Consider the following 20,828-nt stretch of genomic DNA (forward strand, 5'->3'; position numbering starts at 1 on the left):
TAAAAGAGGTCGTAAAATTGCCCGTTCCTGACTATCAAACTCTAATGCTCCCCGTTCTCAAATTGTTTGCCGAAGGCAAGCAAAGCATTCCGGAATGCATAGAAGACCTCAAGCAGCAATTTAACATTTCCGACGAAGAAGCCGAGGAGTTGTTACCCAGTGGCAAGATGACTTATCTTTTTAACAGAGCTCATTGGGCACGCACGTATTTAGGTAAAGCCGGACTGCTGGAATCTCCAAAACGAGGGCAACACCAGATTACTCAATTAGGGTTGGACATACTAGCAAAGAACCCAACTGCAATAAATAACAAGATGCTTGCAGCGTTCTCGGATTTTTCTGAATGGCGTTCCCGTGATACCGTTGGCTCTAAAGATGAATTAGAAGTTCATAACAACGCGTCTACCATAGAATTTGATCAAACCCCAGAAGATCAGATTCAATCTGCAAGTAAAATTTTAGATGCGGCATTGCGAGACGACCTCTTAACTGCGCTTCTTCAAGTCAGTCCAACTAGGTTCGAAAGACTTATTCTTGATCTGCTCAAAAGCATGGGGTTTGGCCGCAGCAAGCATGGTCAAAGTATTTTGACACCTGTATCTGGTGATGGTGGTATCGACGGAATTATAAATGAGGATGCTTTGGGACTAGATGCGGTCTATATTCAGGCCAAACGATACGCGCCCGAAAATAGAGTCAGCCGTCCAGATATCCAACGGTTTGTTGGATCACTTACTGGCGAAAGCGCAACGAAAGGCGTCTTTGTAACCACCTCGGATTTTAGCAAGGAAGCCAAGCAATATGTCGAAAGAGTACAGCAAAGGGTTATCCTGATTAATGGAAGGCTCCTTGCCGACTTGATGATTGAGCACGATGTTGGAGTCAGAACACGAACGACTTACTTAGTAAAAAGCATAGACGACGACTATTTTACCGATATCTGAATGAACATTTCTGTTCCAGCCCAAGGCCCCGCCTTGGGCCGCGCCTGTACAGGGCTTCACCCGTTCTCAGCTGAAACTGTCCACTGGACAGTTTCCAAGACGCTGATCACCCTCCCCAATGGGGAGGGTGCATTTCATGCCCCCTCGATGCTCCCGCATCCCTACAGGCTCAAAAGGTCCACTGGACCTTTTGCAAGACGCCTTCCGGCCCGAGGTCAGGCACGTCTCTGACATCTGCTAGTTTTGAATGCCTTCCAAATACACCATCAACGCCGCCAGCGCCCTTGGCACCGGCGTCAAAACCCCGTCCACCTCAATCGGCACCAGATCGTCGTTGAACAACAGCCCGAATTCCGGCATCTCGTGGCTTTCAAACGGTGCTCTTGGGCTTCTCGCGCACCGCTGCGCGGTACTCTGACAGCCCTCCGGCAATGACTGCGTCGTTGCCTCTGCAAATCCATCGATCGTAGACAACATCTGCGCCCGATCAAGCCCACGGGCATACAGCGTTGTCAGGTTGGCAGGCAGCGGTCCATCGTAGCCTTCCCACGCCTCGCCGCCCATCGCGTCTTGCCCGTGACATTGGGCGCAGTAATCCAGAAACAGTGTCCGCCCTTCTGCCTGATCCGGCATGGATGCTTCCTTGGGCGCGAACAGACCACCGAAGGGCCGTGCATTTGTTCTGTTGGGGTTAGATCCCCCCTGCTGCGCGGACGTGGCACATGCAGCCACCCCCACACACAAAGCTGTCGTCACAATCCAATTTCGCATCGAAGTCTCCCTTGTTTCAGGTAGTTTGAAACAACATCGTGCGATGCGCTCTGACTTAGATCAAAACGCAAAAGAAGGCGGTGCAGGGGCACCACCTTCTCGCGACAAAACCAGTCCACTCTTTATCCATCACCATCACTACATATCAGCGATGAATATTCGGTTTATGACTTGCGTGTTTTAGACCACTGTCACAGTGACGGCCCACAGGCTCATCAGGGCTGCAAATCCGAAAACGGTGGGGATGATAACTTTCTCCATGACAAATCTTCCTTTCCAAGCAAAGCCTTAGCCTTGCGGTGCGTGCCGCGGCGGGTTGTCCGCTGCGATCATGATAAAGAGGTAGGTGCGACAGAATGACACAAACACCCCCATTTCCATCACCCTTCATCACGCGTTGCGGAGCGCTTGAAACTTTTGCAGCAAGCCTTACTCTGGCACGCATTCCAAAGGACACCACACGATGACCCCTGAAAAAGCCCAAGCCATTCTGAATGAGAACTTTGCCCCTTGGGTGCGTGCGCTTGATCCTCGGGTGACCAAAATTTCGTCAGCCGGCGCTGTGCTGGAAATCCCTATCACTGATCAAATTACCCGCATGGGGGATATCGTGTCGGGTCAAACGATGGCCACATTGGCAGACACTGCAATGGTGTTCGCCTGCATCGGCGACCTTGGAACATTGGAACCTGTGGCCACCGTCACCCTTGATACACAATTCCTACGCCCCGGATCCGGCCGGATGCTGCGGGCCGAGGCCAGCGTAACGCGCACAGGCAAGGCGATGATCTTCACCCGCTGCGTTTTGACCACATGGCCGGGGGGCAAAGATGTGGCCCACGCCACTGCCACTTTTGCGCGGCCTGCAAAATGAAGCATCTTCTGACGTTTTTCTTGTGCCTGGGCCTAGCATCCTGTGGCCGTCCGCTGACAGAAACCGAGATTGCATTTAGCAAAACGATCCACGGCGATGCGTTGGATGTCTCACGTGTGCGTTTGCACGACGGCGCCCCCACCCGCGCCGTCACCTTCAAACGCAAACCCCGTCCACGCACGACGTGCCGCGAACGTATTTTACCACCACCCACAACAGATATCGTCACCGCGAAACCCGCAGCTGTTGCCTTGTTTAACACTGTCTTATTCGACAAGGACTGGTTTCTGGACGACTATCTGCCGGACTATCCAGACCGTATCGGGCTGGTGGCTGCGATGCTGCTGGCACATGAACTGACCCATGTCTGGCAATGGCAAAACCGCGCCCAAACCGGATATTCACCACTGCGTGCCGCATCAGAGCATTCGAAAGGCGGCGATCCCTATCTGTTTGATATCACAAAACAACCCAAGTTCTCAGACTTCGGCTTTGAGCAGCAAGGCGCCATCGTGGAAGAATTCGTCTGCTGCCGCGCCCTCGCCCCGCAAGCCCCGCGCACCCAACGTCTGCATGCGTTGATTTCCGGCGCGATGCCTGTGGCCCCACTGCCCCAATCCCGCGAACATACTGTGCGTATGCCGTGGGATGGGGTGCAGATCCAAGGGATTTGCGGTTAGGGTTTAGGGCGTTGCTTCGGCCAAGCCGGTGACAAGATCCCAAACCGCATCCGGCACCTCGACGGGATCCGCCGCGAGTCGGTTTTGCCCCGGCATACGGGCCCCTTCGTCCTGGGATACGGCTTGTGCCAGTTCTGTCATTCGTTCCCCGAACCCATCGGTCACGCTTGGGTCCATGATAATGTAGTATTGCCCCAGATCATGCGGCGCGCCTTCCGGGGCCTTCAGGGGCTTCACGTCTTTGCTGAGGACCGACCCTGTCATGCCAGCCGCAAGAACTTCAGCCATCAGCCCAAAACCCCAGCCTTTGTAACCCCCCATAGACACCAACGATCCGCCAAGCGCCGCTTCCGGGTCTGTGGTGGGGTTGCCGTCTTTGTCGACGGCCCATCCTTCGGGAATACGCTCACCCGCTGCTTTGGCCATGGTTATTTTACCCAAAGCCACGGTGGTTGTAGATTGATCAAATTGCATCGCCAGACCGCCCTTGCCATCAGGAACCGAGAAAGCGATGGGATTTGTGCCGATCACGCGGGTTTTCCCACCAGGAGCCGCCACGATCGGCGACGCGTTGGTCAGGCCGATTGCGACAAACCCCGCGTTGGCAATCTGTTCGGTGAAATATCCCAACGATGTGCAGGTGTGTGCATGGCAAATAGCCAAGGTCGCCGTGCCAAACTGGCGGGCTGCATCCAGTGCAGTTGCGATGCCATAGGCGAAAGCCGGTTGTGCAAATCCGAACTGCGCATCAACTTGAACAACCGCTGGACGCGGCGTTGTGATCAAGGGGGCCACTTCACCTTTAACACGGCCGGACAGCAGTTGCTGGCAATAGCTTTCTACATAATACAGCCCGCAAATGCGGTTGCCGTGGGCCTCTGCCTTGCGCACAGCGCGGGCCACCTCGGCGGCTGCAAAATTGCCTGCCCCATGCGCCAACAGCGCGATGCGGACTGTTTTTTCAATTTCGTCTTGTGTGACCGTGACCATACCCGTCCCCCTGTTTCGACGTGTAGTCAAAACAAAGGGTTAGGCTTTGGTCAAGCGTTGATTGCCCCCATTTAGGCTGTTGGTCCAACAATCACGATGTCATCTGCATCCAAGGCGACACCGATACCCTGCAAGGTGATCGTCGCACCCGTGCTGAGTGTAATGATCAAATTGCCTTCATCGACGGTCTGGTCTGTAACCGATACATCCTCCGGCACCAATGCCTGCACAACAAGGCTGTCTTCCGCGTCGTTGTAGTCGGTGATTGTCACGGCACCCGTCGTGTCGCTGGCAACAATGAACTGATCTGCATCGGCGCCGCCTGTGCCAACATCGCCAGCCCCCAGGAACAACAAGTCTGCCCCCGCGCCACCCGTCAATGTATCTGCAGAGGCGTCGGATGCCGCTGTTTGCGTGCTTGTTGTGCCGTAAAGTGCGTCGTCGCCTTCACCGCCCTGCAAAAGATCCGCACCTTCACCACCAGCCAGCGTATCATTGCCATCGCCACCTATCACAGTGTCTGCGCCGGCACCGCCATCTGCGCTGTCATCACCTGCGCCCGCATCAATGCTGTCGTCGCCCAGATCACCCGCAAGAGTGTCCGCGCCGATACCGCCAAACACTGTGTCGTTGTCGTCGCCGCCCATGATGTCATCGTCGCCGTTGCCACCGCCCAACAGATCCGCACCAGCACCACCGGTGATCGTGTCATTGTCGTCATTGCCGGCCACAACATCATCGCCGCCGCCGCCATTGATCACATCAGCGCCTTCATTCCCCGAAAACGTGTCCGACCCTAGTCCGCCGTCCATCGTATCGTCACCTTGGCCGCCGAACAGTGAATCGTCGCCCTCACCGCCATCGATGCTGTCATTGGCCAAGCCGCCGCTTAGGGAATCATTACCCAAACCGCCCACAAGCGTGTCCGCACCGCTGCCACCTGACAAGCTGTCGTCACCTTCACCACCATCCAGCATGTCGTCGCTCGCACCGCCTGTCAGGGCGTCATTGTCACCCCCGCCGCTCAAAGTGTCGCTGCCGGCGTCACCCGACAATGTGTCAGCGCCCAAATCACCCGAGATATTATCCCCGCCGTTGCCGCCACTGATCACGTCAGCGCCATCATTGCCCGACAGCATATCTGCACCATCTTCACCCAAGATCGAATCCGCGCCGATGCCGCCTGAAATGACGTCTTCGCCACCGCCGCCAGACAGCGTGTCCGCGCCATCTGCTCCGGTAATGGTGTCATCACCGCTTTCACCTGTCAGCGTCTCGTCAGTTCCGTCCGTGCCTGTCAATGTCAGGCCGGGATTGCCGACGGGTTCTACAGGCTCCGTGCCGCCCCCATCATCGTCGGATATGGAATCCGTGTCGAAGACTGCAATCATCGGACCAAGCGCCGCGATCAACATGATCATAAGGGGTGTCATAGGTGGTACTCCTGAACAAAACTAAGAGTTGCGTTTACCATGACTTTTATTCAAAAAATACGCGCCACGCGGGAAACAAACTGTTTCCGCTTACGATGTGGCAATGCTAACGCACCTCAAAACTTCTAAACAAAATCAGATCTTTACGACACAATCTGCCCTGCATCTAACCGCACCACCCGATCCATACGGGCTGCAAGTTCAAGATTGTGCGTCGCAATCACCGCAGCAAGGCCTGTTCCACGGACAAGGTCCATCAAAGCACCAAAAACCTGGTCAGAGGTGGCCGGATCCAGATTGCCTGTTGGCTCATCCCCCAATAGCAAACGCGGCCCGTTGGCCAAAGCCCTGCAAAACGCAACACGTTGTGCTTCGCCGCCCGACAGCTCTGCCGGACGGTGCAAGCTGCGGCCTTTCAATCCAACCTTATCCAGCAGATCAAGCGCTTTGCCTTCTGCCATTTTCCGCGATGTGCCAGCGGTGAGTTGCGGCAAAACGATGTTCTCGACTGCGGAAAACTCGGGCAAAAGGTGATGGAACTGGTAAATAAACCCGACCTCATCACGCCGGATCACCGTACGTTTGTGGTCGTTTAGCCGTGTGACATCAGTGCCATTGAAAACGACTGCCCCTGTATCAGGCTGATCCAAAAGCCCCGCCATGTGCAAAAGTGTCGATTTGCCTGCGCCTGATGGTGCCACCAAAGCCACTACTTCACCTGCCTGCACCGTCAGATCGATGCCGCGCAACACCTGAACTTCGCCGGGCAGACCTGCGTTGTATGTCTTGGCCAGTTTTTGCAACTGCAACACTGGATCACTCATAGCGCAACGCCTCTACCGGGTTCATGCGCGCCGCCTTTCGCGCGGGGAAAATCGTGATGATGAAACTGAGCCCCAATGACAATGCAACCGCTGCCACCACATCCCCCAATTCAAGCTTGGCAGTGGGAAAGATAAATCCCTGTTGTTCCAAGGACGTGCGCGCCTGTCCCATAAACAAGTCAACAAGCTGGTAAATGCCCTCAATGTTAACCGAAAAGAGCACACCCAACAGCAGACCGAACAGCGTGCCCATGGTGCCAATAGATGCACCAACAATGAAGAAAATCCGCAATACCTGCCCTTCCGTCAGCCCCATGGTGCGCAGAACCCCAATATCGCGGCCTTTGTTTTTCACCAGCATAATCAACCCACTGATGATGTTCATCGTTGCAATCAGCACCAGAATGGCCAGCAAAATGAACAGCGCGTTGTCCTGCATGGAAATCGCACGCATAAAGCCCCCTGCCCGTTCCTGCCATGTCCATGGCAGCGCGCGATCGCCCGCTGCGGTCACAATCGCAGGCACCAGGCTCGCGATGTCTTCGGGGGCTTGCACCATCACTTCCAGTTCGGTTGCGACGCCTTCTTTGTTGAAGAATTCCTGAGCATCGGCAAGCGGAAGATAGGCCCGGCTTCCATCGATGTCGAAGCTGCCGGACTTAAAGATGTAGACGACTTCGTAAGCGTTGATGCGGGGACTTGTTCCAAAGGCTGTGCGCACGCCGTTGGGCGAAATCAGCTTGATGCGATCGCCAACATCCGCATTCAACGCTCGCGCCACACCAGATCCGATAGCAATGCCCTGATCAAATCGTGCGATATCACCGCGCCCGGTTTCGGGGTTCACAACCTTTGGCAAAGACGCAAGATCAGACGCGGCGATGCCGTAGACGTCCAGTCCGCTGTTGTCCTGACGCAGACTTGCCATGACTTGGCCGCGCACCAAAGGTGCCACGCGCGTGACCCCGGCCACGGCATCAATACGCGCGGCCATGTCGTTGTAGTCGGCGATGTTGCGGTCTATTTGGCCGGTTTGCGTCACCTCACCCGCATTATAAATCGTCACATGCGCGTTGGCCCCAAGGATTGTGCCCACAAATTCAGCGCGAAACCCTGCGCGCACCGCCAAGGTCGCGATCAACGCAAAAACGGCCAATGTGATCCCGATCAGGCTGATCCACGTCATGACACTGACCCCGCCTTCGGCACGGCGGGCGCGCAAATAACGCCACGCGATCATCCATTCAAAGGGGGCAAAGGGCTTTGGGGTGCTGGCCATTTACGGCTCCTGCTGCTGCTCAGGCGCAAAGTGGACTTTGTGCTGCGTGGGGTCAAGCGTGCGTACGGCGCATGAACCGCAAGGGCCAGCGAAGAACAGCCAACACTGCGCCAAGCCCGATCATTCCTGCCAAAAAACCCACACCTGCAAACACGGCACCAGCAAAGTTCAACGGCAGCGCGGGTTGAAAATTGTCCCACGCCGCACCCGCAACATCCCCGTCGGTCATCCGTGCGGCATGATAGGCGCGCGTAAAGGGGCCTTGCCCCTGCAAAGCATCCAGATCAGCGCTGAGCTTGGCGTGGCGCTCAAAGGTCCGCTCCATGTCTTTTCTGCGCCGTTCCACAAAGGCTGTGCCATTCATCTGATCCAATGCGGCGCTGCGGGTCAGACCTTCTTGCGCCGCAGATGCATCAAAATCCGCCACAACCTGTGACAACGCATCCACGGCACCACCCAGCCGTTGCGCATATTGCTGCGAAAACTCCGGAAACTGCGATGTGGCGGCACCGGCAGCCAAACCACCGGCCAAAGTCAACGCACGCAAGATCATTGGCTTTCACCTCAGTGTTGCGCGTAAATTTCCGCAATTTTTTGCACTGCGGCCTCTGGTGCCATCTCGACACTTTCGCCCGTGCGCCGCGAGGTCAGTTCAACCACACCGTTTTTCAAACCACGAGGGCCAACGGTGATACGCCACGGCAGACCGATCAGGTCCATCGTGGCAAATTTCCCGCCCGCACGTTCCTTGCGGTCATCATAAAGCGGCTCTAGGCCAAGTGCTGTGATGGATTTGTACAACGCATCACAGGCCGCATCGGCTTCTTCGTCCCCTTGTTTCAGGTTCACAATACCGCAGTGGTAGGGCGTGACGCCTTCGGGCCAGATGATACCTTTGTCGTCATGGCTGGCTTCGATGATGGCGCCCAGCAACCGCGAAACGCCGATACCGTGACTGCCCATGTGCACAGGCGTCGGCTTACCATCAGGGCCTTGCACGGTCGCTTTCATCGCTTCGGAATACTTGGTGCCGAAGTAGAAAATCTGCCCCACTTCGATGCCACGAGCCGTTTTGCGGCGTTCTTCTGGAACTTCGTGAAACAGCGCTTCATCGTGGGTTTCGTCGGTGCGGGCGTATTTGGTGGTGAATTCTTCCATCACTGCGGCACATTGGGCGTGATCATCATAGTCGATGTCACGATCGCCAAACGTCAAATCGGTGACGGCGCTGTCATAGAAGACCTCGGATTCACCGGTGTCCGCCAGCACAAGGAATTCGTGTGTGTTGTCACCGCCAATAGGCCCTGAATCGGCGCGCATCGGGATCGCTTGCAGCCCCATGCGTTCATAAGTGCGCAGGTAGCTGACAAGGTGACGGTTGTAGGCGTGCAGCGCGTCTTCTTTGGTCAGGTCAAAGTTGTAGCCGTCTTTCATGTAAAATTCACGGCCCCGCATCACGCCAAAGCGCGGACGGACTTCATCGCGGAATTTCCATTGGATTTGGTACATGGTCAGCGGCAAATCTTTGTAGCTGCCGACATGTGCACGAAAAATATCCGTGATCATTTCTTCGGCCGTGGGTGTGAACAGCATATCGCGGCCATGGCGGTCTTTGATGCGCAGCATTTCCTCACCGTAGGCATCATAGCGCCCGCTTTCACGCCATAGATCAGCTGACTGGATTGTAGGCATTTGCATGGCGTGATGCCCTGCACGCGCTTGTTCTTCATGCACGATGTTTTCGATTTTGCGCAAAACTTTGAAGCCCAAAGGCAACCATGAATAGATACCGGCCGAAGACTGTTTGATCATGCCCGCACGCAGCATCAAGCGGTGGCTGACAATCTGCGCCTCAGCGGGGTTTTCTTTGAGGACGGGCAGAAAATAGCGGCTCATACGCATGGGGGCGGCTCCTGATGACAATGTTTAGCTGTGAGTATGCCAAAGCGAGCGCACCCGCAATCTTACAATCGTCACACATGCTATGCGCCTTGACGCCTAGTTCAAAGCGGCTTTCGGACAGGTTTTTGCTTTGGTTTGCACAATTTTTCAAAAACATTGCCCCCTTCGTGATCCAATCAAAGACAGGGCGCGTATCTTGTTCATATCAAGCGTGTGCATTTTGCACACACATTTATGTGAAAGGACCACACCTATGAAATCTTTGCGCACCCTGACCGCTGCCGCTGTCGCCGCCCTGACGCTGGGAACTGCCGCTTCTGCCAACACAATCGTGGACATTGCCGCAGGCGACGAACGTTTCTCGACTTTGGTGGCGGCTGTATCCGCTGCTGGGCTTGTGGAAACGTTGCAAGGCCCCGGCCCTTTCACAGTCTATGCGCCTGTCAATGACGCGTTTGCAGCATTACCTGCTGGCACCGTCGACACATTGTTGAAGCCTGAAAACAAAGGCGATCTGACAAACGTCCTGCTGTACCATGTCGACGACCGCAACCTGCCAGCCGAAGCGATCCCAGCGGGTTCAAACTATTTCAAACCGGTGCTGGCATCCGAACGCTTGTGCATCACGAAAAGCTCCGCAGGTGTGTCCATCGCAGATGGCACCGGCGAAACCGCCAATGTGATTATCGCAAACATCAAGGCGGACAACGGCGTCATCCACGTGATCGACAAAGTATTGCTGCCGGGCACGCGCCCTGCCTGCCACTAAAGGAAAAGTACTTTTTGTCGCGCATGTCGTCGGAACCCTGGTTCAAGACATGCGCGGCCATAGCCCCGGGGTGCGAACTGCCGGGGCTTTTTCGTGGCTAGAAGCTAAATGACGTCCACTGACAAAATATCTGCCGATCATCGGCAAAACCCGAGGTGATTTGGACATTGCGGTCAAGGTTAACCACTTATGTAAAGCATCGCCCCCGACCGGAAACGGCCAAGCAAAACGGGCAAACACCTTGAAATCCCGGCTGCCGTTTGCGATGTGATGCCTATCCCGAAGGAGAAACGCATGGGCCTACCCGTCCGAGATCAGCTAAAATATTGGGGCCTTGTGGCCGTGGTTTTTTTCGTTCTGCTGTGGGCGCTTGGGGACGTGCTATTGCCCTTTATTCTTGGTGGCGCTGTTGCATATTTTCTGGATCCCGTAGCGGACAGGTTGGAACGCATGGGGGCCAGTCGCATGTTGGCCACTGCGATTATCACAGTCTCGGGTCTGATGATCTTTGTGCTTATGGCACTTTTGGTGGTGCCCACGCTGGTGAACCAAACCACCGCGTTGATTGCCAGCGCACCGGATTATGCAAAAAATTTCGGCGCCTTCCTGACAGAACGCTTCCCTGCGTTGCTGGACGAGACCTCAACGCTAAGCCAATCCATTGCCAGCATCGGCAGCACCATCCAAAGCAAAGGCGGGCAGCTTTTAAACACGGCGCTCAGTTCTGCCGCGTCATTGCTGAATGTGGTGATGCTGTTTGTGATTGTGCCGGTTGTGTCGGTGTATTTGTTGCTGGATTGGGACAATATGGTGGCGCGTATTGATGCATTGCTGCCGCGTGACCATGCGCCTGTTATCCGGCAATTGGCCAGTGACATAGACAAGACGCTGGCGTCTTTTATTCGCGGCATGGGCACTGTGTGTCTGATCTTGGGCACATATTACGCGATGGCCTTGATGCTGGTGGGATTGCAATTCGGCCTCGTCGTTGGCTTTGTTGCGGGCCTGATCACTTTCATCCCCTATCTGGGGTCGCTGATCGGTGGCGCGTTGGCCATCGGGCTTGCGTTGTTCCAGTACTGGAACGGCATCGAAGTGACCAATGGAGATGTCACAACATATAGCACCGACTGGATTCGCATCGGCATTGTGGCTGCCATCTTTGTGACGGGCCAAATCTTTGAAGGCAATTTCCTGACCCCGAAACTGGTCGGCAACAGCGTCGGATTACACCCGGTATGGCTGTTGCTGGCGCTGTCCGTTTTTGGAACGCTGTTCGGGTTTGTAGGCATGTTGGTTGCGGTGCCTTTGGCCGCGTCCATCGGGGTTGTGATCCGCTTTGCAGTCAACCAATATCAAAGCAGTCGCCTGTATCAGGGCCTGACGGGACAAGATCAGGACTGACATGGCAGAACAATTGAACTTTGATTTGCCCCCTCGCACCGCGCTGGGGCGGGACGACTTCTTGATATCGCCCAGCAACGCTGTGGCCGTGTCCATGATTGACAGAACGCCAGCATGGTCTTTGCACAAAATGGTATTGTGCGGCCCGTCAGGCGCGGGCAAAACCCATCTGGTGCATGTTTGGGCCAAAGATGTGGGCGCCCGGATCGTCGACGCCGCGGCCTTGAACGAAGACATGGTGCCAGCCCTTGCAAACACGCCTGTGGCCCTCGAAGACCTCGATCAGATCGCGCAGAACGCAACCGCGCAAGCCGCCGCGTTTCACTTACACAACATGATGTTTGCGGCCCAGATGCCGCTGCTGATGACCGGAACAGGTGCGCCAAACCTATGGTGCATGGGGCTTGCCGATTTGCAAAGCCGCATTGATGCCGCTGGTGTGGCGGTGCTGGATGCCCCGGACGATACTTTGCTGGCTGCCGTAATGGCGAAGCTTTTCCACGACCGTCAGGTGCAACCGGCAAGCGACGTCATTCCCTATCTGGTGTTGCGGATGGATCGCTCATTTGAGGCCGCCCGCCAAATTGTTGCCGTTCTGGATCATGCCTGCCTGACAGAGCAGCGCAAACTGACACGCAGCTATGCCGCGACTGTACTGGACAAAATCCTGTAGGCTATCGCATAACTGTCACCTGAACTTTACATCCATATTATAGGAAGCCCCTATGTCGCATGCAGACTTCCTAAAGGCCCCTTTTGACGCAGGTGTTGAAATGCCGGACCTGGACCTTGACGGGCCCGGTCGATTTTACAATCGCGAACTCAGTTGGTTGGGTTTCAACTGGCGCGTTGTGGAAGAGGCTGAAAACCCACGGGTGCCACTGTTGGAGCGGCTGCGCTTTTTGTCGATCAGCGCCGACAATCTGGATGAATTTTACACCGTGCGCGTGGCAGGTCTGCGCGAACTGGCCCAAGCGGGCAACACGACCCCCGCCGCGGACGGCCTGACACCCGCCGAGCAGCTTGTGCTGATCAACGACAACGCGCGCAATCTGATGCAAACGCAACAAAGGGTTCTGACAGCATTGCGTGCCGAGATGGAAGCCGAAAAAATCAAGATATTGCGTGCGGCGGATTTGACCGATGCGGACCGCACACATCTAGAACAGGTCTTCCTGACCGAGGTGTTTGCGGTTTTGTCGCCCTTGGCCATCGATCCCGCGCACCCTTTCCCCTTTATTCCCAACACCGGTTACGTGCTTGCGCTGCAACTTGAGCGCAGCAAAGACAAGCGCAGCTTGCAGGCCTTGTTGCCTATTCCCGCCCAGATCGACCGTTTCATCGCGGTTCCGGGGGGCGACGGGCATCGCTTTTTGCCTCTGGAAGAACTGCTCGTGATGAATATCGGCGGGTTGTTTCCGGGATATGTGCTGAAAGATCATTTTGAATTCCGCGTTTTGCGCGACAGCGACCTTGAAGTCGAAGACGAAGCGGAAGATTTGGTACGAGAATTCGAAGTGGCATTAAAGCGGCGGCGGCGTGGGGAAGTGGTGCGTATGACCATGTCTGCAGGCGCCCCCGACAAGCTGAAATCCGTCGTCATGAAAGAACTGGCCGTCAAGGAACACGAGATCATCGAAATCGACGGCATGATCGGCGTCGATGATCTGTCGGAACTTGTTCTGGACGACCGCCCCGACTTGCTTTGGCCAACCTTCACCCCCCGTGTGCCGGAACGCGTCACCGACTTTGACGGCGATATGTTTACAGCGATCCGTCAGAAAGACATGCTGTTGCACCACCCCTATGAAACCTTCGATATGGTCGTGCGGTTCTTGCAACAGGCCGCGCGTGATCCCAAAGTCGTGGCGATCAAACAGACCTTGTACCGTACCTCAAAGCGGTCGCCGATTGTGGAAGCCTTGTGTGAAGCGGCCGAAGACGGCAAATCCGTCACCGCCCTTGTAGAATTGAAAGCCCGCTTTGACGAAGCTGCCAACATTCGCCAGTCACGTCGGCTGGAACGGGCGGGTGCACATGTCGTTTACGGGTTCATCGATTTGAAAACACACGCAAAAATCAGCACGGTGGTGCGCCGCGAAGGCAAGGAACTGGTCACCTACACCCATTACGGCACCGGCAATTATCACCCTATCACGGCGCGCATTTACACCGATCTGTCGTTCTTCACCTGCGATGCAAAACTCGGGCGCGATGCCACCAAAGTGTTCAATTACCTGTCTGGCTACGCCCCACCCGAAGGCCTGAGCAATCTTGCGATTTCACCCATGACGCTGAAACCGCGTCTGTTGGAAATGATCGCTGCAGAAGCCGAACACGCCCAAGCTGGCCGCCCCGCCGTCATCTGGGCAAAGATGAACAGCCTGATCGATGCCGAAGTCATTGACGCACTGTATTCGGCCAGCAAAGCAGGTGTGAAAATCAGCCTGATCATCCGCGGCATTTGCGGCCTGCGGCCCGGCGTAAAAGGTCTTAGCGAAAACATCCGTGTCAAATCGATCGTTGGCCGGTTTCTGGAACACAGCAGGATCGTTTGCTTCGGCAATGGCAAAGGCCTGCCCCATAAAAAATCACGCGTTTTCATGTCGTCTGCCGACTGGATGGGCCGCAACCTGAACCGGCGAGTTGAAACACTGGTCGAAATCGAAAATGCCACTGTCAAAGCCCAAATCGTAGGCCAAGTCATGGCCGCCAACCTGGCTGATGTCGCCCAAAGCTGGGTGATGAAACCCGACGGCAGCTTTGATCGCCCCGATATTGCAGAAGGGACCTTCGCGTTCAACTGCCACCGTTTCTTTATGGAAAACCCGTCTCTGTCCGGGCGCGGGTCGGCAGGCGCTTCCGATGTGCCGAAATTGACCCACACCGAAGATTGACCCTGCGCCAAGGCTTGGTACACAACTTGATAACGACACAGCGCCTTTGGGGGGCCCATGCAAACTGAAACCCGCGCCGACACAGAGGCCAACCCCTTTGGCCGTCCACTGTTTGATGACCCGAGATCGCGTAAACTGGCGCGGGTCGGCGTTGTGGATGTGGGGTCAAACTCTGTCCGGTTGGTCGTGTTTGACGGTGCCGCACGGTCACCGGCCTATTTTTATAACGAAAAAATCATGTGCGCTTTGGGTGCAGGCCTGTCTGAAAGCGGCAATCTGAATCCGGCCGGACGCGTCCGCGCACTTTCGGCTTTGCTGCGCTTCAAGCATTTGGCCGATGGCATGGGGCTGAAAGAACTGATGGTTGTGGCCACGGCCGCTGTGCGCGATGCAGCGGATGGGCCAGAGTTTTGCGCGGATGTTTTGCGTGAAACGGGATTGCGCATCTGGGTCATCGACGGTGAAGAAGAGGCACGTCTGTCGGCTCAGGGCGTTTTGTTGGGCTGGCCGGGGTCATACGGGCTGGTGTGCGATATCGGCGGGTCCTCGATGGAGTTGGCCGAGATTTCCGATGGCCGTGTCGGGCGACGCGTCACATCCAATTTGGGGCCATTGAAGCTGCGCGACATCAAAGGCGGCAAAAAGGGGCGGTCCGCCCACATCAACGCCGTCATGGCAGATTTGCACAGCCGGATGGGCGCACAACGTGATCGTCTGTTTCTGGTCGGTGGCTCTTGGCGTGCTATCGCCCGTGTTGACATGCACCGGCGCGGGTACCCCCTGCATGTTCTGCATGAATATCGCATGACACCCAAAACCGTACGTGAAACCGCGAAATACATTGCAAAGGCCGACATCGAAGACCTGCGCGCGGCATGTGGTATATCGGCGGCGCGTATGTCCTTGGTGCCTTTGGCCGCAGAAGTCCTGAAGCGTTTGGTCAAAACCTTCAAACCAAAAGACATCGCAATCAGCAGCTACGGCATCCGCGAAGGGATGCTTTATGAACAGATGCCGCAGCAGTTGCGGGACCGTGATCCGCTGATCGAAGCGTCACGTTTCGCAGAAGCCAAAGACGCCCGTCTGCCCGGCTTTGGCAAAGTGCTGCATGACTTCATAATGCCCATATTCAAAGGCTATTCTGCGCCGCGCAAACGGTTGGTACGTGCGGCCTGTCTGTTGCACGATGTCAGTTGGCGTGCCCATCCTGATTACCGCGCCGAAGTCTGCTTCGACAACGCCACCCGTGCGAATTTGGGCGGGCTTAAACATTCTGAACGCATTTACTTGGGATTGGCTTTGTTACATCGCTATTCCAATTCCCGTGAGGGAACCCGGTTCGAAGACCTGTACGAATTGGTAGACGAAAAGACCCGGCTTGAAGCGGAAATTCTAGGCAAGGCCATGCGCTTTGGTGCCATGCTTTGGATGGACAAAGACGCCGACCGTGCTGCGTTTCGGTGGTATCCGAAGAAAAAGCTGCTTGAATTGCGCCTGAGCAAAGCTGCTGTCCCATTGTTTGGCGAAGTCGCGGAATCGCGGCTACAGTCCCTTGCGCGGTCTTTGTCGGCAGAGGTTCAGGTGAAGGTCGTCAAAGACTAAACTTCAATATCCAAAGTTACCGGAAAGTGGTCCGACGCATCCACCAATGCATCACGCAGTTCGGGTTGTGCCCAGCAATCGGGATCATCCAAAGGGTGCCATATCCGCCAGACAGGCGCATGATCACGCAAATCGGGCGATATCATGATGTAGTCCAACAAGGCCTGCAAAAAACGCTTTTCATGCCTGATCCAAAACCGCGAAGTCGTCGGGGCAGCCCCCAGTTTGCGCGATAAGGCCATGCGTGCATGTGGGTCAAACAAGAGAATTTCGTCGGCACGTCCCAGAACGATTTCGACGGAAGACCGCCCGAACAAATGTTCAAATTCATCCAGTCCGGGGCCGTCGTTCAAGTCCCCCATGACCATCAACGGGACCCCCACGTTCAGATGGTCCGAAACCCGTTGACGCAACCAGATTGCCTGCGCCAGTTGTTTGCGCCGGTTTGCAATAGAAAAGCGCATCGCCTCATCATGGTTTTTGGCACCATGCGGTGCTTTCGATTTCAAATGCGCCCCAATAATACGAAATTCGAACCCCTGCGTTGTGCGCATGGCCAATTCCAGTGGCGGTTTGGAAAACTTCACCAGATCCTCTGTGCGGTCCACATCCAGATCGATACGAAACACTTCGTCAAAACGCGGGGCAGTTTTACTGCCGCTGAACCCTGTTTCTGCCCCGATCGGATCATGGCGGGCCTGCATCTTGTCCGGATCAAATAACAGTGTAATTTCTTGCTGCGTGTCGTTGGTAAATCCGGTCACGGCCTTGTTTGTTCGCAACCCAAAGGCTTTGGCAAAGCTTTCCAAAGCCGTGGTTGACGACCGCTTGCGCCCGCTGTCAGGGGCTTCGATTATCATCACGGCATCCGCGTCCATGGCTTTGAAAACAGTGCCTAGTGCATCTGCCTGACGGGCTCTGGTGATGTTGTGCCGCGCGGACCAGGCGGTATCGCGCATCAATGTCCCATCATCGTCAAAAAGCGTGTTCATCCATTCGACATTGTAGGTCGCGATCCGCATTCAGGCCGCCTCTTTTTGGATTTCATCCCAGGCCCGATTGATGTCGCGCATACGTTTTTCCGCCAGTTGCACGGCTTCCGCAGGAATGCCCCGCGCCATCATGGCATCGGGGTGGTTTTCACGGACAAGCTGGCGCCAGACCCGGCGAATGTCCTCAAGGCTTTGCGCGGGATCAACCCCCAGCACCGAATAAGGGTCAGAGCGCGACGCGGGCACAAAACGCATCCGCAATGCCCGAAATTGCTGGTTGCTTAGATTGAAAATGTCGGCGACGCGTTCCAGAAACGCATTTTCATTGGGATGATAAAAACCATCAGCCATAGCGATGTGGAACAAGCCCTCCATCAGATCCGTCAGCGTCTTTTCTTCGTCAGCAAACATCGCGTGAATGCGCGTCGCATAATCTTCGAAACCGGCAACATCTTGCCGCGCCAGATTAAACACCCTTGCAGCCCCTGCTTCGTCTTGCGCCGCGATCTGGAACACTTCACGAAAGGCTGTCACCTCATCACGGGTCACATGCCCATCCGCTTTTGCCATTTTTGCGCCCAAAGCAATCACCGCAATGGCAAACGCCACAGACCGTTCTGGCGGACTGCGCAATTTTTCGAAAACCGCAGACAAACCTTCGCCGGACGTCAGCGCCGAAATGGCTTCAGTGATGCGGGACCAGATAGACATGCAACCAACCTACCTGTTGCGGCGCGGCATGTCAGGCCGTTTCACAGATTTTTCTGCATCAAAATAAGATCCAGGCGCGTCCCCCACTTTTCACCGATTTCAGGCAAAACACCGACCTTGGAGAAGCCAAGTTTTTCATGAAACGCAACTGCCGCGGGGTTGCTGCCGCTGACCGCACCGATCAAGGCACGAAGACCAATGCCTTTTGCGCTCTTTTGCACCGCCATCATCAACGCTTTCCCTTGGCCAGCGCCTTGTGCGTCGTCGCGCAGGTACACTGTGTGTTCTGCGACATGACGATACCCTGGACCCGCGCGAAACGGGGACAGGCTTGCAAAGCCCGAAAACACACCATTTCGGGTCGCAATCAGCGTGGGCCACGGGCCGTCAAGCGTCTGGAGAACATCCTGAGGTGTTTTGTTTTGCGTGGTGAAGGTGATTGTTGTGGACGTAATAACGTCGTTCCAAAGCGCACAAATATCGTCAACGTCAGATGGCGTCGCGGGCCGGATCATAGGTTACGTGGTCCGTGAGGCGTTGAAAATTCCGCCTGCATGGCCACTGCACCTGTTTCAATCGCGATCCGGTCATCCCTCATGACCTTGTCCAAAGTCGCTTTCAACGCATCCGCGTCCGGATGGGTTAACGTCAACCGACGTAGGCGACACCCTGTTTGAACCATGGCGGTCGCCGGATGAAGCGGTGTGTCCCATTTGATCAAAGCGGCACAAAGGTTGTCGAACGGCAGATGGCCGGTTTTTGGCACAACCATACGCCACCGCAGGTCGCCCCTTTGCAACGCCACAGGCGTCCCCATAGACGCAGGCAAGTTGTGCATATCTGCCTTCAGATCATCCGTACGACAAATCCAGTTGGTCAAACGCGCAGCCCCTTCAAAGTCGTCCAATGCAAACCATCGGGGGCGGTCCGGCTGAGGGGCATCCGGATTGATCGCAATCGCTTCCAGATACAGCCCGTCTTCAAGACCCATCAAAGCGTTATGGGTGTGGAACACATCATGTTCTCCGCCGGGCTGCATATTTACGCCGAGCGCGTCTTCAACATGGGTGCGTGCCTCATGCAGGGTCGCCCCAGATACGGCCAAATGATCCAATTGCAATCGTCTTCCCCCTGAATATGTGCATCACGATTTTACAAAAGCATAGCCTATGGGTTGAGGATGTTAAAAGAACGAAGCAAGGCCCCGCACCCTCCCTTTCGTCTTTTTTCAAAACTTCCGAAATTTTCTGATTTTTCCTCCTTAGGTTGCATCCAGCAATGGATCAGTGTTGACACAGGGACTTTTGCAGTGCGAACTTTGCCCCATACTGAGTTCTGTTTTTAAAATTATCATTCTTTTATGGGGCACGTGCCCGGATTATTTTGGCGCCGCCCCCGTAAAACTGCAGGGGAATACGAATGAAGCATTATAAAACCAAACGCTTAGGTGGCGTCTTGACTGCGGTCATGCTTACCTTGGGCGTCGGCGGAGCGCCGCAAGGCGTTTCTGCTCAGCCTGTTTATTTAGGTGAAATCTTTCCGGTCGGGTTCAATTTCTGCCCTCGGTCATCATTGCCACTGAACGGCCAACTGCTGCCTATCTCAAGCAACAACGCGTTGTTTTCTTTGCTGGGAACAATCTATGGCGGGGATGGGCGCACAACCTTCGCGTTGCCTGATCTTCGCGGGCGCATTCCGCTACACAACGGACAGGGTCCGGCGCTGTCGAACCGTCCAATCGGTCAGAAACAAGGTTCCCAAACTCAGCAATTGACCATCGCAAACATGCCATCCCACAACCACATCATCGCATCTGTGAACAAGGATGGTGACAAAGCTGGTCCAGTCACGGATTTGTTGGCAAAATCGTCCAGTTCAGCACGAGAGTATCACGACGGGCCACCGGATTCAGCGATGGATTCGCGTATGGTTTCTATGACTGGTTCGAACTTGCAATTCGGGATCGAAAACCCGTTTTTGGCGATCAATTGGTGCATTGTGAACTCGGGTATCTACCCGTCACGCAGCTGATCACATTTGAATTTAGGACTATTCAGCTTTGCTTTTTGGCAAAACGTTTAGATGACAAAGGACGACTTTAAGATGAAAAAACTAACCAAATATTTTGCAGGTGCTAAAGCCGCAGCGCTGGTGTCACTTGGCATGATGGCTGCGCCGCAATCTGCTTCCGCACAGGATTTTTACATTGGCCAACTGGTGCCGGTCGGGTTCAACTTCTGTCAGCGCACAACCGCTGCTGCAAACGGCCAACTGCTGGCGATTTCCAGCAACACTGCACTGTTTTCTCTATATGGCACCATTTACGGTGGCGACGGGCGGACGACTTTTGCATTGCCGGACCTACGGGGACGTATCCCGATGCACTACGGCACTGGTCCAGGCCTATCAACGCGCAACATCGGGCAACGCGGCGGATCAGAAACTGTTGTGCTGAATGCAACCAACCTGCCGTCACACAACCACAACATCCTGTCCGTCAATAAGACCGGTGACAAAGGCGGTCCAGTGACCGATTTGTTGGCCAAATCAAGTGATGGCGCAAAAATCTATCACGATGGCCCCCCGGATTCGACAATGGATCCTCGCATGGTTCAAAACACAGGCTCAAATCAGGCATTCAATGTTTCGAACCCCTATCTTGCCATCAACTGGTGTGTTGCGTTGCAGGGGATTTTCCCTTCCCGCTCCTAATTGTCGTAGGCATTTAACGTGAAAGGAGCCCCAATCGGGGGCTC

Annotated in this window: 21 protein-coding genes; 10 read left to right on the top strand and 11 right to left on the bottom strand. The window is 55.3% G+C overall.

Going from position 1 to position 20,828, the window contains the following annotated elements:
* The first annotated feature begins 17 nt into the window (after positions 1-17).
* A complete protein-coding gene (locus tag ABJL60_RS19410) occupies positions 18-944 on the top strand; it encodes a restriction endonuclease (RefSeq protein WP_348374041.1) in 927 nt (308 codons plus the stop codon).
* A gap of 237 nt (positions 945-1,181) precedes the next feature.
* Here the strand turns inward: ABJL60_RS19410 and ABJL60_RS19415 are convergent, their stop codons facing one another.
* Positions 1,182-1,715 carry a hypothetical protein gene (locus tag ABJL60_RS19415; RefSeq protein ID WP_348374042.1) on the bottom strand — a complete coding sequence of 178 codons (534 nt, stop codon included), beginning with the start codon at positions 1,713-1,715 and terminating at the stop codon, positions 1,182-1,184.
* 463 nt (positions 1,716-2,178) lie between these two features.
* Between ABJL60_RS19415 and ABJL60_RS19420 the strand changes: the two genes are divergently transcribed.
* Together ABJL60_RS19420 and ABJL60_RS19425 are read left to right on the top strand one after the other, a co-directional pair.
* Entirely contained in the window at positions 2,179-2,589 is a 411-nt protein-coding gene (locus ABJL60_RS19420; RefSeq protein WP_348374043.1) for a PaaI family thioesterase, read from the top strand.
* Positions 2,586-3,269, top strand: coding sequence for a hypothetical protein (locus ABJL60_RS19425; protein WP_348288087.1), 684 nt, complete (start codon positions 2,586-2,588; stop codon positions 3,267-3,269). Before ABJL60_RS19420 ends, ABJL60_RS19425 begins: the two co-directional genes overlap by 4 nt.
* Before the next feature lie 3 nt (positions 3,270-3,272).
* Here the strand turns inward: ABJL60_RS19425 and ABJL60_RS19430 are convergent, their stop codons facing one another.
* From ABJL60_RS19430 to proS, 6 genes are all read right to left on the bottom strand, one after another.
* A complete protein-coding gene (locus tag ABJL60_RS19430; protein ID WP_348288088.1) occupies positions 3,273-4,259 on the bottom strand; it encodes an Ldh family oxidoreductase in 987 nt (328 codons plus the stop codon).
* Positions 4,260-4,330: 71 nt separating this feature from the next.
* On the bottom strand, positions 4,331-5,692 hold the full coding sequence (locus ABJL60_RS19435) for a calcium-binding protein (RefSeq protein ID WP_348374044.1): 1,362 nt from the start codon (positions 5,690-5,692) through the stop codon (positions 4,331-4,333).
* Between the two features lie 143 nt (positions 5,693-5,835).
* A complete protein-coding gene (locus ABJL60_RS19440; protein WP_348374045.1) occupies positions 5,836-6,516 on the bottom strand; it encodes an ABC transporter ATP-binding protein in 681 nt (226 codons plus the stop codon).
* A complete protein-coding gene (locus ABJL60_RS19445) occupies positions 6,509-7,795 on the bottom strand; it encodes an ABC transporter permease (protein WP_348374046.1) in 1,287 nt (428 codons plus the stop codon). The genes ABJL60_RS19440 and ABJL60_RS19445 overlap by 8 nt, the downstream gene beginning before the upstream one ends.
* A gap of 52 nt (positions 7,796-7,847) precedes the next feature.
* Positions 7,848-8,348, bottom strand: a complete 501-nt coding sequence (locus ABJL60_RS19450) for a DUF2937 family protein (protein ID WP_348374047.1) — start codon at positions 8,346-8,348, stop codon at positions 7,848-7,850.
* Positions 8,349-8,359: 11 nt separating this feature from the next.
* Positions 8,360-9,697, bottom strand: coding sequence for a proline--tRNA ligase (gene proS / locus ABJL60_RS19455; protein WP_108829080.1), 1,338 nt, complete (start codon positions 9,695-9,697; stop codon positions 8,360-8,362).
* 253 nt (positions 9,698-9,950) lie between these two features.
* Between proS and ABJL60_RS19460 the strand changes: the two genes are divergently transcribed.
* The 5 genes from ABJL60_RS19460 (at position 9,951) to ABJL60_RS19480 (ending at position 16,369) form a co-directional block, all read left to right on the top strand.
* Complete coding sequence (locus ABJL60_RS19460) at positions 9,951-10,466, top strand: fasciclin domain-containing protein (protein WP_348374048.1); 516 nt, start codon at positions 9,951-9,953, stop codon at positions 10,464-10,466.
* A gap of 294 nt (positions 10,467-10,760) precedes the next feature.
* Positions 10,761-11,870 carry an AI-2E family transporter gene (locus ABJL60_RS19465; RefSeq protein WP_348318589.1) on the top strand — a complete coding sequence of 370 codons (1,110 nt, stop codon included), beginning with the start codon at positions 10,761-10,763 and terminating at the stop codon, positions 11,868-11,870.
* Position 11,871: 1 nt separating this feature from the next.
* Positions 11,872-12,543, top strand: a complete 672-nt coding sequence (locus ABJL60_RS19470) for a chromosomal replication initiator DnaA (protein ID WP_348374049.1) — start codon at positions 11,872-11,874, stop codon at positions 12,541-12,543.
* Between the two features lie 52 nt (positions 12,544-12,595).
* Complete coding sequence (locus ABJL60_RS19475) at positions 12,596-14,767, top strand: RNA degradosome polyphosphate kinase (protein WP_348288105.1); 2,172 nt, start codon at positions 12,596-12,598, stop codon at positions 14,765-14,767.
* 57 nt (positions 14,768-14,824) lie between these two features.
* Complete coding sequence (locus ABJL60_RS19480; RefSeq protein ID WP_348374050.1) at positions 14,825-16,369, top strand: Ppx/GppA family phosphatase; 1,545 nt, start codon at positions 14,825-14,827, stop codon at positions 16,367-16,369.
* Here the strand turns inward: ABJL60_RS19480 and ABJL60_RS19485 are convergent.
* Genes ABJL60_RS19485 through ABJL60_RS19500 form a run of 4 tightly spaced genes read right to left on the bottom strand, consistent with a single transcriptional unit; the run spans position 16,366 to position 19,192 of the window.
* Positions 16,366-17,391: an endonuclease/exonuclease/phosphatase family protein gene (locus tag ABJL60_RS19485; RefSeq protein ID WP_348374051.1), complete on the bottom strand. Its 1,026-nt coding sequence runs from the start codon at positions 17,389-17,391 to the stop codon at positions 16,366-16,368. The genes ABJL60_RS19480 and ABJL60_RS19485 overlap by 4 nt on opposite strands.
* Positions 17,392-18,072: a molecular chaperone DjiA gene (locus ABJL60_RS19490; protein ID WP_348288111.1), complete on the bottom strand. Its 681-nt coding sequence runs from the start codon at positions 18,070-18,072 to the stop codon at positions 17,392-17,394.
* Positions 18,073-18,113: 41 nt separating this feature from the next.
* A complete protein-coding gene (locus tag ABJL60_RS19495; RefSeq protein ID WP_348374052.1) occupies positions 18,114-18,587 on the bottom strand; it encodes an N-acetyltransferase family protein in 474 nt (157 codons plus the stop codon).
* Positions 18,584-19,192 (bottom strand): VOC family protein, encoded by a 609-nt coding sequence (locus ABJL60_RS19500; protein ID WP_348374053.1) that lies wholly within the window; start codon positions 19,190-19,192, stop codon positions 18,584-18,586. The genes ABJL60_RS19495 and ABJL60_RS19500 overlap by 4 nt, the downstream gene beginning before the upstream one ends.
* 299 nt (positions 19,193-19,491) lie before the next feature.
* Here ABJL60_RS19500 and ABJL60_RS19505 point away from each other — a divergent pair, with 299 nt between their 5' ends.
* Positions 19,492-20,103 carry a tail fiber protein gene (locus tag ABJL60_RS19505; RefSeq protein ID WP_348288117.1) on the top strand — a complete coding sequence of 204 codons (612 nt, stop codon included), beginning with the start codon at positions 19,492-19,494 and terminating at the stop codon, positions 20,101-20,103.
* A gap of 72 nt (positions 20,104-20,175) precedes the next feature.
* A complete protein-coding gene (locus tag ABJL60_RS19510) occupies positions 20,176-20,784 on the top strand; it encodes a tail fiber protein (protein ID WP_348288119.1) in 609 nt (202 codons plus the stop codon).
* Positions 20,785-20,828: the final 44 nt, after the last annotated feature.

It is taken from the genome of Ascidiaceihabitans sp., assembly GCF_039986515.1.
In the GTDB taxonomy this organism is placed as follows: domain Bacteria; phylum Pseudomonadota; class Alphaproteobacteria; order Rhodobacterales; family Rhodobacteraceae; genus Ascidiaceihabitans.

Coding starts and splice junctions, on each gene's coding strand:
- ABJL60_RS19460 (WP_348374048.1), top strand. CDS start 9,951: ATGAAATCTTTGCGCACCCTGACCGCTGCCGCTGTCGCCGCCCTGACG.
- ABJL60_RS19430 (WP_348288088.1), bottom strand. CDS start 4,259: ATGGTCACGGTCACACAAGACGAAATTGAAAAAACAGTCCGCATCGCG.
- ABJL60_RS19415 (WP_348374042.1), bottom strand. CDS start 1,715: ATGCGAAATTGGATTGTGACGACAGCTTTGTGTGTGGGGGTGGCTGCA.
- ABJL60_RS19470 (WP_348374049.1), top strand. CDS start 11,872: ATGGCAGAACAATTGAACTTTGATTTGCCCCCTCGCACCGCGCTGGGG.
- ABJL60_RS19485 (WP_348374051.1), bottom strand. CDS start 17,391: ATGCGGATCGCGACCTACAATGTCGAATGGATGAACACGCTTTTTGAC.
- ABJL60_RS19510 (WP_348288119.1), top strand. CDS start 20,176: ATGAAAAAACTAACCAAATATTTTGCAGGTGCTAAAGCCGCAGCGCTG.
- ABJL60_RS19425 (WP_348288087.1), top strand. CDS start 2,586: ATGAAGCATCTTCTGACGTTTTTCTTGTGCCTGGGCCTAGCATCCTGT.
- ABJL60_RS19495 (WP_348374052.1), bottom strand. CDS start 18,587: ATGATCCGGCCCGCGACGCCATCTGACGTTGACGATATTTGTGCGCTT.
- ABJL60_RS19505 (WP_348288117.1), top strand. CDS start 19,492: ATGAAGCATTATAAAACCAAACGCTTAGGTGGCGTCTTGACTGCGGTC.
- ABJL60_RS19490 (WP_348288111.1), bottom strand. CDS start 18,072: ATGTCTATCTGGTCCCGCATCACTGAAGCCATTTCGGCGCTGACGTCC.
- ABJL60_RS19480 (WP_348374050.1), top strand. CDS start 14,825: ATGCAAACTGAAACCCGCGCCGACACAGAGGCCAACCCCTTTGGCCGT.
- ABJL60_RS19475 (WP_348288105.1), top strand. CDS start 12,596: ATGTCGCATGCAGACTTCCTAAAGGCCCCTTTTGACGCAGGTGTTGAA.
- ABJL60_RS19435 (WP_348374044.1), bottom strand. CDS start 5,692: ATGACACCCCTTATGATCATGTTGATCGCGGCGCTTGGTCCGATGATT.
- proS (WP_108829080.1), bottom strand. CDS start 9,697: ATGCGTATGAGCCGCTATTTTCTGCCCGTCCTCAAAGAAAACCCCGCT.
- ABJL60_RS19445 (WP_348374046.1), bottom strand. CDS start 7,795: ATGGCCAGCACCCCAAAGCCCTTTGCCCCCTTTGAATGGATGATCGCG.
- ABJL60_RS19465 (WP_348318589.1), top strand. CDS start 10,761: ATGGGCCTACCCGTCCGAGATCAGCTAAAATATTGGGGCCTTGTGGCC.
- ABJL60_RS19420 (WP_348374043.1), top strand. CDS start 2,179: ATGACCCCTGAAAAAGCCCAAGCCATTCTGAATGAGAACTTTGCCCCT.
- ABJL60_RS19450 (WP_348374047.1), bottom strand. CDS start 8,348: ATGATCTTGCGTGCGTTGACTTTGGCCGGTGGTTTGGCTGCCGGTGCC.
- ABJL60_RS19440 (WP_348374045.1), bottom strand. CDS start 6,516: ATGAGTGATCCAGTGTTGCAGTTGCAAAAACTGGCCAAGACATACAAC.